The sequence below is a fragment of the Mycolicibacterium lutetiense genome, from assembly GCF_017876775.1.
GTDB classification, from domain to species: Bacteria; Actinomycetota; Actinomycetes; order Mycobacteriales; family Mycobacteriaceae; genus Mycobacterium; species Mycobacterium lutetiense.
Genome location: NZ_JAGIOP010000001.1, coordinates 393,224 through 408,641 on the forward strand (window position 1 = coordinate 393,224; position 15,418 = coordinate 408,641).

General features: G+C 64.1%; 18 protein-coding genes and 1 tRNA gene. 7 read left to right on the top strand and 12 right to left on the bottom strand.

The features are described 5' to 3' along the window. Positions 1-584 precede the first annotated feature (584 nt). The gene (locus JOF57_RS01930) at positions 585-809 is read left to right on the top strand and encodes a hypothetical protein (RefSeq protein ID WP_209913102.1); all 225 of its coding nucleotides are present in this window, start codon (positions 585-587) and stop codon (positions 807-809) included. A 327-nt stretch (positions 810-1,136) separates the two neighbouring features. On the opposite strand, the gene JOF57_RS01935 is transcribed toward JOF57_RS01930, so the two are convergent. The 9 genes from JOF57_RS01935 to JOF57_RS01975 form a co-directional block, all read right to left on the bottom strand. Continuing rightward, positions 1,137-1,976 (bottom strand): phage major capsid protein, encoded by an 840-nt coding sequence (locus tag JOF57_RS01935; RefSeq protein WP_209913104.1) that lies wholly within the window; start codon positions 1,974-1,976, stop codon positions 1,137-1,139. A gap of 144 nt (positions 1,977-2,120) precedes the next feature. Further along, the gene (locus JOF57_RS01940) at positions 2,121-2,636 is read right to left on the bottom strand and encodes a hypothetical protein (RefSeq protein ID WP_209913106.1); all 516 of its coding nucleotides are present in this window, start codon (positions 2,634-2,636) and stop codon (positions 2,121-2,123) included. Next, positions 2,633-2,935: a hypothetical protein gene (locus JOF57_RS01945; RefSeq protein ID WP_209913109.1), complete on the bottom strand. Its 303-nt coding sequence runs from the start codon at positions 2,933-2,935 to the stop codon at positions 2,633-2,635. Before JOF57_RS01945 ends, JOF57_RS01940 begins: the two co-directional genes overlap by 4 nt. Continuing rightward, the gene (locus JOF57_RS01950) at positions 2,932-4,710 is read right to left on the bottom strand and encodes a hypothetical protein (RefSeq protein ID WP_209913111.1); all 1,779 of its coding nucleotides are present in this window, start codon (positions 4,708-4,710) and stop codon (positions 2,932-2,934) included. The genes JOF57_RS01945 and JOF57_RS01950 overlap by 4 nt, the downstream gene beginning before the upstream one ends. Further along, positions 4,707-5,003, bottom strand: a complete 297-nt coding sequence (locus JOF57_RS01955) for a DUF2742 domain-containing protein (protein WP_209913113.1) — start codon at positions 5,001-5,003, stop codon at positions 4,707-4,709. Before JOF57_RS01955 ends, JOF57_RS01950 begins: the two co-directional genes overlap by 4 nt. Positions 5,004-5,098: 95 nt before the next feature. After that, entirely contained in the window at positions 5,099-5,266 is a 168-nt protein-coding gene (locus JOF57_RS01960) for a hypothetical protein (protein ID WP_209913115.1), read from the bottom strand. Further along, the gene (locus JOF57_RS01965; protein ID WP_209913117.1) at positions 5,263-5,751 is read right to left on the bottom strand and encodes a hypothetical protein; all 489 of its coding nucleotides are present in this window, start codon (positions 5,749-5,751) and stop codon (positions 5,263-5,265) included. Before JOF57_RS01965 ends, JOF57_RS01960 begins: the two co-directional genes overlap by 4 nt. Beyond that, on the bottom strand, positions 5,748-6,251 hold the full coding sequence (locus JOF57_RS01970) for a hypothetical protein (protein WP_209913119.1): 504 nt from the start codon (positions 6,249-6,251) through the stop codon (positions 5,748-5,750). Before JOF57_RS01970 ends, JOF57_RS01965 begins: the two co-directional genes overlap by 4 nt. A gap of 162 nt (positions 6,252-6,413) precedes the next feature. After that, the gene (locus JOF57_RS01975; protein ID WP_209913121.1) at positions 6,414-6,581 is read right to left on the bottom strand and encodes a hypothetical protein; all 168 of its coding nucleotides are present in this window, start codon (positions 6,579-6,581) and stop codon (positions 6,414-6,416) included. Positions 6,582-6,689: 108 nt separating this feature from the next. Here JOF57_RS01975 and JOF57_RS01980 point away from each other — a divergent pair, with 108 nt between their 5' ends. The 4 genes from JOF57_RS01980 to JOF57_RS01995 all read left to right on the top strand — a co-directional run bounded on the left by JOF57_RS01980 (position 6,690) and on the right by JOF57_RS01995 (position 9,799). Then, the gene (locus JOF57_RS01980) at positions 6,690-7,343 is read left to right on the top strand and encodes a helix-turn-helix domain-containing protein (protein ID WP_234937682.1); all 654 of its coding nucleotides are present in this window, start codon (positions 6,690-6,692) and stop codon (positions 7,341-7,343) included. After that, on the top strand, positions 7,336-8,526 hold the full coding sequence (locus JOF57_RS01985) for a tyrosine-type recombinase/integrase (protein ID WP_209913125.1): 1,191 nt from the start codon (positions 7,336-7,338) through the stop codon (positions 8,524-8,526). The genes JOF57_RS01980 and JOF57_RS01985 overlap by 8 nt, the downstream gene beginning before the upstream one ends. 73 nt (positions 8,527-8,599) lie before the next feature. Next, positions 8,600-8,673: transfer RNA gene (locus tag JOF57_RS01990), tRNA-Leu, on the top strand. Between the two features lie 379 nt (positions 8,674-9,052). After that, the gene (locus tag JOF57_RS01995) at positions 9,053-9,799 is read left to right on the top strand and encodes an HNH endonuclease family protein (protein ID WP_307869941.1); all 747 of its coding nucleotides are present in this window, start codon (positions 9,053-9,055) and stop codon (positions 9,797-9,799) included. A 203-nt stretch (positions 9,800-10,002) separates the two neighbouring features. Here JOF57_RS01995 and JOF57_RS02000 read toward each other — a convergent pair whose 3' ends face one another. Then, the gene (locus JOF57_RS02000) at positions 10,003-10,860 is read right to left on the bottom strand and encodes a CDP-diacylglycerol diphosphatase (RefSeq protein WP_209913127.1); all 858 of its coding nucleotides are present in this window, start codon (positions 10,858-10,860) and stop codon (positions 10,003-10,005) included. Positions 10,861-11,002: 142 nt separating this feature from the next. Between JOF57_RS02000 and JOF57_RS02005 the strand changes: the two genes are divergently transcribed. Together JOF57_RS02005 and JOF57_RS02010 are read left to right on the top strand one after the other, a co-directional pair. Then, complete coding sequence (locus JOF57_RS02005) at positions 11,003-11,635, top strand: cutinase family protein (protein WP_209913129.1); 633 nt, start codon at positions 11,003-11,005, stop codon at positions 11,633-11,635. Positions 11,636-11,805: 170 nt separating this feature from the next. Next, positions 11,806-12,189, top strand: coding sequence for a hypothetical protein (locus JOF57_RS02010; protein ID WP_209913131.1), 384 nt, complete (start codon positions 11,806-11,808; stop codon positions 12,187-12,189). Positions 12,190-12,456: 267 nt separating this feature from the next. On the opposite strand, the gene JOF57_RS02015 is transcribed toward JOF57_RS02010, so the two are convergent. Together JOF57_RS02015 and JOF57_RS02020 are read right to left on the bottom strand one after the other, a co-directional pair. Continuing rightward, positions 12,457-13,185, bottom strand: a complete 729-nt coding sequence (locus JOF57_RS02015) for a hypothetical protein (RefSeq protein ID WP_209913133.1) — start codon at positions 13,183-13,185, stop codon at positions 12,457-12,459. Positions 13,186-13,196: 11 nt separating this feature from the next. Further along, positions 13,197-15,338, bottom strand: a complete 2,142-nt coding sequence (locus JOF57_RS02020) for a M64 family metallopeptidase (RefSeq protein ID WP_209913135.1) — start codon at positions 15,336-15,338, stop codon at positions 13,197-13,199. Between the last annotated feature and the right edge of the window lie 80 nt (positions 15,339-15,418).

Below are 15,418 nucleotides of genomic sequence, written 5' to 3' on the forward strand. Positions count from 1 at the left end.
AAAGTACGGAGAGGCCGCAACCCTCGCTTGCTGAAACGGCAAAGAGACTTGCCACCTTGATCGAGGTATAGGCCCGAGACCCAACAGGGGGCCAGGTCGCCCTCATCGGGCGATCCACCCGCCCGCGGCGCCCGGGTGTTCGCGGCCGTGAAGCGGCGCCGCGTGCCCGGCGGGTGCTGGAGCCTTAGCGGAAGCGGACCCGCATGGATGCGCCGCTCGGTGGCGTCCTACAACTGCGTCATTTGACGCAGTTGCCGCCCCCTTCAGGGATCTTCCGACCTTTTTGCCGGCGCCGATAAAAAGCCTGGTCAGACCTTTTCATCCGATCCAGTAAAAAGGGGTCGCATTTCAAATGCGGAAGTCGGTCCGCCCGCTAGCGCCTTCAGCGAGGCAAAATCGCTGGCTCGCAGTCGGTGCCCAGTCGTACGATTGCAAACAGGTTGGGCGGTCCGTCCCTTATGGCAGGCGTGAGTCGGCCGCCGGGTAAAAAGACCATAGGGCGCTGGCGGGGACGTCAACACTAGCCCGGAAGCATCGTCAAGCCGCCCGACCCCAAACAGCAGCCAGGGAGGTGAACACTCAATATGAGCGCACTCGATGATGATCGACGCATGCGCGATCTCGCGTTCGTAGCGATCCCGTCCGCCTGGCCTGGCCTCTCACGCGATTCGCAGGAGGACGTCATTGACCTGCTGTCGACGTACGACGACCTCCTGGCGCTGCGTTACCTGATTGACTCTCCGTCTCTTGATCCCGCGATAGCCAAAGACATCCGCGACGCCCTCGCGATCACTCAGCCGAAGGCCTGACGAGGGACCCATAGAAAAAGCGGGACGCAATGCCTCCGTGAAACGAAGGGGCGCCCCGCAACACTCAGACTACCCACCCGGGAAGGCCCCAACAACACCTCCGGCTGGTCTCTCAGGGCATAGGCGGATGTGTGTGTGCCCTGGGGGGTAGGGGGGGTATGGGTTGGCCCCAGGTCCGTCGCTGTGACTGCCGTTCAGCGTGGACCTGGGGCCGTGGGCTGCTGCGTGTGCGGGAAAGGAGGACCGCACAGCGCTGCCCGGTGCCGCTGCGGTAGTGGCGCGAGGGGGCGACCAGACCTCTTCGGTGCCCTACCGCAGCGACGGTCTCTAGGTGAGGACGAACTTGCCAATGCGATCGGGGCGCGGGACGCCGTAGCCGATGCGCCAGGTGCCACGGACAGCGACCTTGACGGCCTTGAACGCTGCGGAGTGGTCGACGTCGACTTCGAGGCCGGAGACGGCTGAGATGATCTCGTTCTTGTCTACGAGCAGGCCGGTCTTGCTGGACATCTGGGAGTTGACGTACACCGGGATGCTCAACAGGTAGGGCAGGGCGTCGGAGGTGCCGGCGCCGAGCAGGCCGAGGTTCCCGCCGGATGAGACCTGCTTCATCTTGCGCAGGATGGCCCACGCGTCGGGCGCCATAACCCATGCGGTGGGGGTGGCGCCAGCTGTGTGCACGGTGCTCTCCAGATCGACCAGCTTGTCGATGTTGGTGGCCACGGCGGTCTGGGTGGATAGGCCGGTGTAGTTCTCCAAGCCGCCGATCGGTCGTACTGCGGGGCTGGTCGGGTTGGCCTCGGACAGGAAGCTCTTGTCGGCCAGTTTGGTGATGGACCGGGCGACCGATGCTGCCAGCTGTTCGGGGGTGCTGGTCTTGCGGTACTGGTCGCGGGTCATCTCGTGGTAGAAGCCGATTTCTTGTGTGATGACTTCGATTTCGCTGAGGCTGGGATCGGTGACCGTCAGGTCTGCGCCTTCATTGTGGTAGGCGGCTGCGGCGTCGGAGACGTAGCCGACCCGCATGCTCGGGGCGTCGCCTTCGATGGTCGCGGAGACCGTGGAGTGGGTGAGGATCGCGGCGTCGGGGAGAGCGTCTTGCGGGGCGAAAACGTTCTCGTCGGGCCGCCATACCTGTGCGGCTGTAGTGGTGGTTGTGGGTGCCATGAGTTACTCCAATGGTGTGCAAAGGGAATGGGTTTCGCGATCGCTTCGAGCGGTATCGCGGTGCACACCAGGTGCGGCGGTAGCGGGGGTGGAGCGCCTGGCTGTCACACCCGCTACCGCCGAGTTTACTACCCGAGTGGACGCTTACTGGCGGAACACGTCGGCCATGCTGCCGGTGGCCCGCGCCGCGGACGGGTTGCCTTGCTGCGGGTTGGGTTTGACGGTGCGTTGTACCCGGAACTTGATGGCGGTCTGGTCGATGAACTGGTCGACGGCGGTCATGTCGAGGTGTCCGTTGTCGTCGAGCAGGTCGGTGATGGTGATGCCGGCGGCGTCGAGCAGCTGGGGGTCGACGGCACCGGATTGTGCTGTGGAGGCTCGCCAGTTGATCAGTGCGCGCTGTTGGGCGGTGATTTGGTCGCGGAGCTGGTCGCGTTCGGCTTCGGCGGCGCGTAGTTTTGTGCGCCACTTGGCCGCTTCAGCGTTAGGCGACTGCTGATCGTCGTCCTGATCGTCCTCGGGGGTGGTGTCGACTTCGGTTGTCTCGGTCGTGTCCTCGGTGGGTTCGGTTGTCTCGGTCGTGTCCTCGGTGGGTTCGGTTGTGTCGGTGGTGTCCTCGGTGGGTTCGGTTGTGTCGGTGGGGGTCTGTGGAGTGGTCATGCGGATTTACCTTTCGTTGTCCCGGTCGGTCGGCCGGGAGGTTTGGGGGTGTTGAGCTGGCCGGCCACGACACCTTTGGGTCGGCGGGTGGCGGTCAGGGTGTCGAACCACGTCTGGCACGAGGCGAGTGCTGGGCACAGTCGGCACAGTCCGAGGGCTTGGGCGTGGCGCTGCTCGGTGGTCTCGGGGGCCTCGTGGGTGCCCTGCTCATCGAACAGGTGGTGCTTCCCCCTGCATCGTGCACCAGGAAGTGCGGGTGCTGCCCCGACGGCGGCCAGGAGGGCATCGAGCTGGCTCACGCGGTCACCTCGCCCTCGGCCGGCGCTGCCACCGGTGGCCTGATGAGCCATCGTCGTTCGGATTGCGAGGCGCCGTGTGCGGGTACGGACTCGATGAGCTCGGATTTGACGGCCGTCTTGCGGGCAAGGGTCCGCTCGATACCGTTGCGTTCGGCGTAGGCGTAGTAGTCGTTCTGGTCGACCTCCGTGGTGTTTGCCGGGAGCTGTTCGAGGTAGTCGGTGAGGACCTTCGACGGCCCGAAGAGACGCTCCCCGGTCAGCGACCACCACGTGGTGCGTTCGTCGCGTACCGCTGTGATGTCGGCATGCGCGGATGCCGCCACCCGGATGTTCTGTTCCTTGTATCCGTAGGCCTCGCCGGCGGCGATAACAGCAAACGGATTGAGGCGTGTGGCGCCGGATGCGAGCGCTTTCGAGACGTACTCTTCAAACCACTTTCGGCACGACACCTTTGGGCGCTCGGAATCGTGCGACCTGCGAGAATCCAGGTCGGTGATGGTAGCCCCGGGGTCAACCTTGACCCCAAGGGTCAACCTATCTGAGCTGGGAATATCGTCCTTGACCCTGGGGTCAACCTTGACCCCAGTCGATAGTGAGTACCGTTTCCCGCGAGGCAGTTCCTCAGCCAGTACCTCCCCAGATCGCAGCAAACTCGCGATGACATCTGGGAACAGCTCTTTGTACTCCCGTTTGCCGATGCGGCTATGGACAGTTCCGTGAGTTGCTGGTCCTTCGCTGAGGATGCGGAAGATCCGGCGACGGACTACCTCGGTGCGGCGATCGTCGATGATCTCTTCCCCGACCGCCTTCGCGATGGACTTCTCGCGCAGCTTTGCCCGCGCGGCCTGTCGGTCGTATTCGAGCACGGCCGCGCGGGTGGCGTCCGACTTGGCCATGATGTGGTCTGACAGCTCCCAGTCGACACCGGAGACGACCATTCGGTGATCGAGGATCGCCAACGCCGCGGCGACCTTGAGTCGGGTCAGGGTCCGGTGGCCGTCGATGGCGTCGAGCTGCCCTCGCTGGTTAGCGAGCAAGCCGGCGGCGACATACTCGCGGATTTCCGGCGTGCCGTACTGGATAAGCGTCTGGCTTCCGGACAACGCCCACGACGGCAACGCCGTGTCCAAGACACGATCTGGAGTAGGTCCGGGTTCTTCTGGCATGTCCGGATCGGTGACCAGCACCCACAATTGCCGTTGCGGCGTCCCGCCGGATACGTCGTCGAGAAGAACGCCGCAGTGGCCGAACTGCGCGCTGATGGACAGGCAGAGCCGATACGAGTCGGCGGGGACTGACCGTGAGGTGGCCGACGATGCGCCCTTGCTGCCCAACCGGTCACCGGTCAGCGCTGCCTTGATCGCGGCCCTGGTGTTGTTGCCCTGCCCTGCATTGAGAGCTGACAGGTGGTCGATTTCCGACACAGAGATGAGTGCGCGCGTGATCCGGTCTTCGGGGTCCTTCTGTTCCTTGAACAATTCGGCGATGCCCTGTCCCGAGCCGAGGCCTTCTTCGTGAATGTCGGCGGGCCACACGACGCGGCTGAGCTTGTCGGTGACGCCTTTGCCGGATCCCGACCGCCCGATGAGGACAAGCCCCATGTTGAGAGATGCCGGCGCCGGCGGGCCGGGGAGCATCACAGGGTGGCCGGTCGATGCGATCACCCGGAGCAGAACAGCACATAGCAGCGCCCACGGTGCCACGTAGCTTGCTCGTGCCCATTGGTGAATCAGCTTGATCTGGTCTGTGGCCGACCAGAATTCGTCTTCGTTCACGATGCTCTCCTGGGGATGTAGGCGGGGCCACGGCCCTGGGCGATGCGCTTGCTCAGCGCGGTCCAGTCAGCGGCACTGCAGATTTCGCGGCTGGCTTCAGCACGATGTCCTTGTACGACATCGTGGTTAAGTGCTTCCCGGACACCGCCGAGCACCAGGGCCATGAGCTTGCGGGCGTCGTCGTCGGGCATTCCGCACCACGCGGGTGTGCCAGGTAGGGGCAGATGGTCGAGGCCGACACCGTGGCTGGTGGCAAGGCGTTCGGCGAAGCTGTACACCTCGAACCAAGACACCTGTCTGGAAGAGATGGTTGAACCATGTCTTCCAGTTATTGCGGGAGTGCCCGCGCCACGGTCGGCGCGGGCCTCCATGTTCTTCTGGTCGGTCACTACTGCGCCTCGCGGGCCGGGATCACGAAGATGCGGTTGCATGAGTCGCAGCAATCACCGTCGGCGGTCACCGGGTCGGCATTGTTGGCGCCACAAGGCCAGTCGGCCAGTTCTTCGCCGCAGATGCAGCACAGCCGTGGCGCGGTGACGAGTTCGATGACGTTCACTGCTCACCGCCGATCAGATCGACCGCGGCCCGCAACACATCGGCCAACTCCAGTGCCTCCGCAGGCGAGAAGCCAAGCGCTACCGAGCGCCATTCTTTGCCCGCATGGATGCTGGTCAACGTCACGGCTACCTTGGCGATCCCAGTGCCGTACAGCTCCGCTGAAACCAGGGCGGCGGCGGGCGCCCACTGATCTGCGTTGATGCGGTTACCGGGCGCTTGCTTGACTGCAACCCTGGCCGGCCGCGAGCTGTAGCACGTCGAGATGTACGACTGCCCAAAGTCATCCTCGTCGGGATCTGCCCACGCTGGCCGTGGGAACGGGAGCATCGCCTCGGCGTCACCGTCGTGGTAGATGATGCCGTCCCACTCGGCCAGCTCCTCCCAGCGGGCCAGCGCCGGGTTGGGCGGGTCGAGGTCGACGGGTTCGAGGTCCACCGGATCGACCACGACCTGCTCGACGGCGGGCTTCTTCCGTGCGGTCATCGGGTCACCTCGGTGGCGGCGATGCGGGTGGCGGCCTTGTCGATCAACCGTTGCGCGGCGATCAGATGGGCGCGTGCGGTCACGAGGTCGACAACCGCCGGCAACGGGGCCTCGTCGGGCATCACCTCGAAGGCATCCTCGATGTCCTCGAAGGCGTACCGGGCATGCTGGGCAACTTCCGCCAGAGCCAAACCGAAACTGTGGGCGTCGGGCTCCAGGGCGTCATCCTCGCGCCCTGCTGCGGACTCGGGTGGGGTGTAGGACTCGCAAAACGCGTAGATATCGCCGGTATCGACCGGCACAGTGCAGTGGATGCACTCGCTGACGATCTGGCCGTTGCCGAGTTGCATCCGCCCGTCGTCGAGCACACGGTGCAGATGTCCCCGCACATCGGTCTGCCACGGCCCAGCGGTAGCACCTTCGGGCAATGGCACCGGGGCCAGCAGATCGCAGTCATTGGCGGCGGCTACCGGCACAGAGCCGGGAGTGGGTACAGTCATGTCAGAACTTCTCCTTCGTGGGTGTTGGGTTGTTCGGATCGGTCCCCGCCCGGTGCGCTAACACCGGGAACTCGGGGGCCGATTTGCTTGGTCTCATATCCGGGGTGTGGTCGCCCTCGATCAACCCCAAGTCGGCGTGATCTTCCTGCGGCAGAGATCGCATTAGGCCGCACCTTCGAGCCGGCTGATGTACTCGCCGATTTGAGCGTCGGTCGAGAACCTGCGCCGGCCGATCTTCACCGACGCCAGCGCGCCGGATGCCCAGAGCTGAAACACCATCGTCCGGCTGATACCTCCGAGCTTGTCGGCCGTCGATTCCCAATCGTTCACACCTACCTCCTTGCGTTCAATGACGCCAACAAGCGTCCTATTGCGTGTGACGACTCAAGTCTTACCCGAGCCAGGACGTGAACGCAAGCGACCGGTAATCTGCGTGTCATGACGCAACCGAGGTCTAAGCGGCTGAGTTGGACTGAGCTACCGCCTCAGAATTGGGCGGAGCGCCAAGCGCACCGAATCGCCGGGGAGGTCACCCGATTGCGTGGGAGGAACTCGGCGCAGTGGCTCGCTGACCGCACCAAAGAACTCGGGTACGAGGTGTCACGGTCGGTGATTTCCGATTTGGAGAACGGTCGACGCCGCTACGTCACGACGGCCGAGTTGGTAATCCTGGCCGCCGCACTGAACACGTCGCCGGTGGTGCTGATCTACCCCGGACCTTACGACATTCACGTTGAGTTGGCGCCTGGGTTACGGGTGATTGAATTTGATGCAGCGCAGTGGTTTTCGGGTTTCGATACTCACCTATTCAGAGTCGGTGAAGTTATCGACGTCGCCCGACCGGACATGTTAGAAAAATTCCAACAGTGGCAAAAGTGGCAAGAGAATACCGAGATGCTGGACCAATGGCGTGAGCTCAAAGAGCTAATAGCAACGCGAGACAACATGGATCATCCAGACCACGTAGCTGCACTCAATCGTCAGATCAGGTCAGTAGAAGATCGGCTCATTCGCCTGCTCGGTCGGAAGCTGGATTCCGATGCAGTAGATCCTCCGGTAAATATCAAAATCGAAGGCGGCGACGATGCCTAGGCAGCGCATGGCCCCGGGTGAGCACGGCAAGATCACCGAACGGGTTGCCGCCACAAAGTCGCCAGACGGAAAGAAGGTTGAAACCTTCTACGCCACAACCTATCTACGACTGCACAGCGGCAAGCTACGTGAGCGTGAAGCGTCGTCGCGCAAGTCTGCCGAGGATGCCCGCCGGGAGCTGAAACGCCGGATAAAGGCAGAACTCGAGGCTGGAGAACCGACCGGTGCGGTCAACCACACGACGACACTCGATGAGCTGTTCGAGACGTGGATTCTGGCCAAGATCAACGACGACCGAATATCGGAACGCACAGCGACGCTGTACCGCGATGCCTGGCGACTGCATGGCCGCAAACAGATCGGCGAACTACGCATCAGAGAGTTATCCACATCCCGCGCGGATGCCCATGTGAAGACATTGCCGCCATCTGCTTCGGTCATGCTGCGCAGCGTGTTGGCCGGCATGTTTTCGATGGCCGTGCGGTACGACGTGCTCGCCCACAACCCAATCCGCGAGACAAGGGCCACCACCACCGCCCGTAAACCTGCCCGTGCTATTACGCCGCTGGAGTTCGAGCAGGTTCGGCTAGCTGTCGCGGCCCGACCACTCGAAGCGGCGTTCGTCGAGCTCCTCGCAGCGACCGGTGCCCGCCCCGCCGAGGTGCTCGCGATCCGGTGGCAGGACGTAGACCTCCTGGGCGATCCGCCGACCGTCACCGTCTCCGGCACGGTAGTCGACTCCGGCCGTGCCGCGGGGAAGCCGACGCATCGGCAGGACAGCCGCAAGGGTGGCGCGCCGCCGCATGCGGTTGCCCTCCCGAGCTTCGGAGTGAAGGTGCTCACCGGCCTGTACTCGGTCACCGGACCAGAGGGGCCGGTACTGGGCCGCGAGGGTCGATACGTGCCGCTGGCCAGCATCCGAGGATCACTGCGCGCGCTCCTGGCCGAGCACAAGGGGTTGTCATGGATCACCCCGCACTCATTCCGCCGGACCGTGGCCACCGTCGTGCGGGACGGGCTCGGTATCGAGGCGGCGCAGCGGCAGCTGTCGCACACGAGGTTGTCGACCACCGAGGGCCACTATGCACAGCGTGCGACCACCGGGCCGGATGCTCGGAGCGTGCTGGAACAATGGGCCGGTGAAGGCAGCGGCAATGGATCTACGGGGAAAGTACGGGATTGACCCTGAACGGAAGCAGTCAGCAATGGTAGATATCCTGTTTACCTGCTGATATGAGTATCTAGCAAGCTAAGAAGCCCCCATAGCCCAATTGGCAGAGGCAGCGGACTTAAAATCCGCACAGTGTCGGTTCGAGTCCGACTGGGGGCACTGTATTTGCGCAAGTCAAGCACTGTTTCCCGCGGCGGGAACCGGCTTGAGTGCTCGACCTGTCCGCGGCGCGTCCTCAGCAGATTCAGTGGCGGTATCGAATACGTCGGCAACTCGGTCCCGATCATCGGTGAACCGGGTGTGTGCCGCGGGCACAGCCGCCCGCACCGCCCGATGGTTTCGATGTGCCGGCGTGGGAGGTGGAGCGCGGTACCAGTTCTCAGGAGTTTGAGGCTGCCCGGCAAGCGTGGTGGGACGAGCACAAGCATTCGCCGGTGGCTGATGTGCCGTTCTGACGTCACCGACATATGACCGCTGTCTCGATGTGAACTGTCCGCTCCTGCTGGTACTACTTGATCAGCCAGACAGGAGGTTGACGGTGGACCGCGGCACGGTAGCGAAGATCCTCGTCGTTGGCGGCGTGTTAATCAGCGCCGTGCTCATCGTTGGCTTGTTCCTCGGCGGTTCCAATGACCACGAGGTCAAGACCGGCGGATACCGGATACCGCAGGACTCCGACAAGGTCGCCACCGGCGGACACTTGGTGACGCCCGAACCCGCCATGAAAGTGCTTGAAACGATCCCGGTCAAAGGACGAGCGCCAGCGACGGGATACACCCGAAGCGAGTTCGGCCGACCGTGGACGGATGACGTCGATGTTGAAGGCGGCCACAACGGATGCGACACCCGCAACGACATCCTGCGTCGTGATCTGGTCAGCGTCGTGCCCGCCGAGGGGTGCCGTGTGCTGGCAGGGCTGCTGCATGACCCATACACCCGGAGAGACATTCAGGTTGATCGGGGCGAGGGCACGGCCATCCTCATCCAGATCGACCACGTAGTGCCGCTGAAAGATGCTTGGCAGAAAGGCGCACAGGAATGGGACGCGCGCAAGCGTGTTCAGTTCGCCAATGACCCGTTGAATCTTCTAGCCGTGGGCCATCAAGCGAACAAGGCAAAGAGGGATGGCGACGTAGCAACATGGCTGCCGCAGAACAATGCGTTCAGGTGCGCCTACGTCACCAGGGTAGTAAAGGTAAAGGCGAAGTACGGCGTTTGGATGACCCAGCCCGAACACGACGCTGCCGAGCGCATCCTCAACCAGTGTTCGCTGTCCGGAAAATAAGCCCGCTGGAGCGCGAAGCCGGCTTGGGATCGACGCGCCAGCTGACCGTCACCCGCCACAATTTCTGCGTACCCCGCGGTGGACGCCCTGAAGCTGTTCGATCCCGAGGACATCCCGAAAAAGCTTGCGGAGGTTGAAGATTCCGCGGTGACAACCAACACCAACGGCCACCCGTACTCGGGTGGCCGTTGGGTTCGCAAGCGTTAGCCCTTGTCGAGCAGCCGCTCGATGTTGTTGACGCCGAACGGGGCGAGGCCGGACTTCTCGTCACTGGCCAGCACGATGAATCCCGGGCCCTGGTGGTTCTTGGTGATCAGCAGGGTCTCGTTGTTCATCCCCACATCGGCGCCCGCCTTCTTCAGCGGCGCAACGATGTCGGTATTCAGCGCCGCGAAGAAGTTCTGGTCAATGTTGTCGGTGTTCCACGCCCGGTAGCCGTGGGGGCTCTTCTCGATCTGGTCCGTTTGGGTGTGCCCCCGCACGCCGATCACGGAGTCCTTCCAGGTCTTCGCGTCCTTGGTGACCTTGTGGTTCTTGACGGCCTGGTCGATGTCGGCGCGGGCCGTCGGGTCGAGCAGGGTCACGTGGATGTGCAGCTGATCCTGGCCGCGGTTGTCGGCGGAATTGATGCCGAGTGCCCAGTCCGGGCTCTGGCCCTGGTTGCCCGGGGGCAGCGTCCCGACATAATCGAAGGCGTCTTTGAAGTAGTGAGGCGCGTTGGCGTCCAACAAGTTATTGCATTCGATGCCGGTCTCGCGTGCGGTTGGGATCACCAGCAGATCGGTCAGTTGGGCGGGATGGTGTCCTTCGCGGACGGCAAAGCCGCGGGACCGGTCGCCGCCGGGGAACACGACGTCGATGGCGCCGTTCTTGTGTTGCGGTGTGGCGGTCTTGACGTCCTTCCAGATCGCGACGTTGTCGCCGGGCTTCCCGCACGGACCGAACTCGGCGGCCTGTGCACCAGCGGTCGGGGCGACAGCGAGTCCCATTGCTGGCACGGACGCCGCGGCGGCGATGAGAGCGAAGCGGCGGGCGAACCCGATGCGGTTGGTGGTGGTCATGTGTGGAGTTCCCCTCGGTGGGTGTTGGTGTGTTGAAAACACCATCCCGTCTGGGAGTCGCCGAGTCTGTCCGCTGGTCAGCCCATGAATCGCCGGAATCGTGGGTCCACCAATCGGGGGAACGCACCTACGATCGGACGGTATGACCAGCAAGCCTGCTTTGATTCTGGCGTTCGCGGCGTTCACGGCAGCTGTCCCGGCTATCGCAACGGCGCCGGCTACCGCCGCCCCGTGTCCCGACGTTGAAGTGGTATTCGCCCGCGGCACCAACGAACCGCCGGGCCTGGGCAGTGTCGGCGGTCCGTTCGTCGACGATCTGCGTGCGCGGGTGGCACCGCGCACCGTCGACGGAACCGCGGTGGACTACCCGGCCAACAACGACTTCCACACCAGCACCCCGGCTGGCACCGACGCGGCCCGGTCCCTGATCGACTCCATCGCGGCTAGTTGCCCGAACACGAAGATGGTGCTGGGCGGCTACTCGCAGGGCGCGGCGGTCATCGAACAGGCCACCACCGCAGCGTCTCCCCAGACCGCCGATCACGTGGCGGCTACCGCACTGTTCGGTACACCGCGCACCAGCTTCTCGGGCCTCCTGGCTTCCGGGATGCCACTGCCGACGCTGGCGCCGCAATACGCCGCCAACTCGATCGACCAGTGCAATGAGGCCGACCCGATCTGTTGGGAAGGTGGCTGGGACATGGGCGCCCACGTGTCCTATGTGCAGTCCGGAAAGGTCGCGCAGGCAGCCGATTTCGCCGCCGGCAAGCTCTAGGCGGCGCTCCTACTTCCGCTAGATCACCTGCATCAAGGTCGGTGACTGTCTTCAGATCCGGTTCGCCGACGTGCACAAGCACCCACCGACGGCCTGACGGCGTGGCTGTGCAGAGTGGCCGGTGATCGCTGCGACAATGGGGCCCGCACCGACTCGTGGAGGAAGCCTCAGTGAACGACGACAGCTTCAACCCAATCGTCTTCTTTGGCCCGGTGGTGTTCGGCGTGCTGGTCATCGTGTCCGTGTGGCTGATTCCCGCCATCGTCGCCGGGCTCATTGCAGACCGCCGCGGGCGCAGCGGCATAGGCTTCGCCTTGGCGACGTTCTTCTTCCTCGGGCCGCTCGGCGTCGGCGTGGCGCTGCTGGCCACGCGCGGAGAACTCGACGGCGCGCCGTGGTCGGCAGCACGGCGGAAGCTGGCTCAAGGGCGTCGGCGGTATCTCTGCGATCGATGCGGTGCGATCAACGATATTGCGGTGGAAACCGTTGCAACCGATGCCGAGTGCTGGCGCTGCGGTGAGCATTGGAATGTGGAGCCGGCCAAGACGATCTAGCACACGAGCGCCGCTCAGTTGAGTCTGCGGACGTTCTGCGCGCTCACGGTGGAACCGTCCCACCGCAGATCGGCGGCCATCTTGATCGTGGGACAGCACTCGCCATCCTGGGGTCATCGGCGAGGCCATTTTCTCAAGCGAGGTGTGCCATACCGGCTGAAATCGGCAGTTCATCTGGCTCGCTCGCCCATAGCTCGTTCATACTGCACAAACGCGTGCCCGCATCGGCATCGCGGCCGGCCGGCTCTAGGACCTGCGACGGCCGACTCAATCCTCCCGAGGCCGGGTGCGTTTACGCCCGGTGCCGCCGAACACGCCGTCAGGGAGATCCCTGGCCCGCAGCTGGGAACTGCTCGCCAACGTCGTCACCGACCGCACCCGCGAGGCGACCGACCGCGACGAGCGGGCGTCGAGCACCTGGTGCTCGGGCGCTTCGAATATCGAGATCGACAAATCGCTCGGTGCAATGGTGGCGAGTGCCTCGACGGGCACGCGAATCGCGGTCTCCCAGACGGATTCGCGCACGATCCGATGCCCGCGGAAGTCGTCGGCCGAATCGGCCGGGTCGGGAATGCCGATGCTGAGCCCGGGATCGATCAGCGGCTGCAGCGCAATCACCTGATCACCGGCGCGCACCTCGAGGAACGTCGAGCCGCGCACCTCGGCGTCATCGGGAGCGGGGGCCTCGACGACGGCACTGTCCAGCACGGTGATTCGGCCGCGGCGGACCTGCAGGCGAAGTCGGACACTGCGGGCCTGGTCGGATGGTTCGCGTTCCGGTGCCACCTGGGGACCCCATTTCCGTTTCGTGGCTCTGCCACGGACCAGCGCTCGCGAGGCGGCCACCGAAGGCTTCTCCCGGCCAGTCTGCTCCCGGCGCAGCGCCGACAGTGTGCCGCCGTCCTTGGTCTCACCGCGGGCGAACCCGTCGGTGGTCGTGCCCAACGGCCGCCGCCGGCGCAGGTTCTTCGACGGCCGTTCAGTCGAATCAGTCATCTTCGTCTCCCTTACCAGTTTCTGCCGTACCGGTAGTTGTGCACCCATTTGTTGTAAATGCAGTTCAGCCGCAGCGGTTGGACGCCGCGGAACGTGCCCAGCCAGTCACGGTTGTGCACCAGCACGCGGTCTGGACCGCGCAAGATAATCGGCCCGGGCAGTATTCGGCGCACTTCACCGATCGGCGGACGGAACCGCTCATAGGTGGGTACACGGTTGAACACGTCCGATGAACTCAGATGCCACTCGCCGATCCAGTCCTCACGGAAGTCGGCCGACAGGTTGGCGCCGCTGGAGATCATCCGCCCGGCGTAGGTGTGCGACCAGTCGACCATGTTCCAGGCGAACAGGCCGACCTTTCCGCTGCCGGTGAGATCGGCGGCCAGGAACTGGTCACCCTGACGCATTCCGCCCCAGCCGGGGACATCGCCGTCGAACATTCTGCTACGGGTGAAATCGCTTCCCGTGGAACGGAACATCGCCAAATACGGGTTCGCCCAGTCGCTGCCGTTGAATAGGTAGAGATCGTCTTTTCCGTCGCCGTTGAAGTCGCCGACGATGAACCTGTCGTGTTTGGCGAACCCGCCCCAGCCCGGAAGGTCGTCCTCCCACAACCGGATACAGCTGAACGTTCCGCGTCTCATCCGGAACAGGCCGAGGTACTCGCTGCTCCAGTCCCGCGAATTCCAGATCAGTAGGTCGTCGTGGTCGGTACCGCCGAAATCGCCGACGAAGATCTGGTCGTGGCGGGCCAGCCCGCCCCAGCCGGGGATGTCGCCGTCGTAGCGGCGGCTCTGGGTGAATCCGGAACCGGTCGACATCAACGTCGCCACATAGGGCATCGACCAGTCGTCGAAGTTGTAGATCAACAGGTCGGTCTTGCCGTCGCCGTTGAAGTCACCGGCGATCAGCCGATCGTGACGCGCAAACCCGCCCCAGCCGGGGATGTCCCCGTCGTAGCGGGCCAGCACACGCATCGTGCCGTCGGTATTCACCTTGAGCAGTGCCAGGTACGGGAAAACCCAGTCGGTGGAGTTGAATACGACGAGTTCGTCGCGGCCGTCGCCGTCGAAGTCCGCTGCCAGGTAGGTATCGCCGGGGCGGATGGCCCAGATGCCGGGGACCGCGGCGGCGGTGGTCTTCTTGTGTTCCCACTGGTTGCCGTCGGCTCGGTACACCGTCAATGCGCGGTTCTCGGGGACGATGAATTCCGAACCGACGACGGAGGTGAAGCGCCCCGGGATGGCCTTGCGGAAATCGTGGTCGGCGGCGAGGCGATAGCGCTTCTTGAGTTCCGTGTAGCAGACCGGGCAGAAGTCCGGGACGTTGCTGTTCATCCGGCAGTTGATGACCGGACGGTAGATCCCGGTCTCGAAGGTGTGGCCGCCCTCGAACAACCCGGCGTCGGAGGCGTCGTCCCAGCCGGCCGGCTTGGTGCCGACGGTCCAGCCGGCAGCCGCACCGACACCCGTGGGTACCGGCGTCGCGGGATTGACGTAGTTCTTCCATTTCACCTTGGAACGCTTCGTTTCGAGAGTGACGTTCACCCGCCCCGGATCGGAGCCGGTGAAGGCGCCTTTCCCGTTGGCGCTGTACTCGTCGGCCAGATTGCCGAAGCCGTGCCCGAATTCGTGGGCGACGGTCGACCAACCCTGGTTGAGCGTGACCTTGAGGGTGGAGCCGGTGCGCAGCCCGCCCGGCTTTGTCGAGTTGACGATGATCAGGGTGAAATCCGCCCCCGGGGCCCACGTGTTGATCGCGTTGTTGATCCGGGTGCCGGTGTCGGTCCCGTCCTCGAACCAGTTGTGCCACCACGCGCCGTTGGCGATGATGTTCAGCGCGGTGTCGTGGATGGTGTCGGTGGACGTGTCATCGGAGATGTCGGTCGGCGTTCCCGCGTCGTTCCACGTGCGCTCGCTCGCACCGGAGTCATTCGATTCGAGGTTGACGCGCCGGATGTTCCACGCGGCGGCGTCCTCGTTGTAGTAGCTGGCGGCCCCGAAGACCTGCTTCATCACCACGTCGCGGACGTAGTTGTCGTAGATCGTCTGATCGGCGCCCGCCGCGAATCCGTCGCCGAGAATCGCCAGCGTCCTCTTGAAACTGAACAACCCGGTCCCCACGTCCTGCAGGACGGTCACACTGTCAGCCATCTCAGCCCCCACTCGTGCGGTGAGATTCTGACGATCCTCCGCCAGCGGCGGGACCGAACGCGTAGCGCGCTACCTGTTCT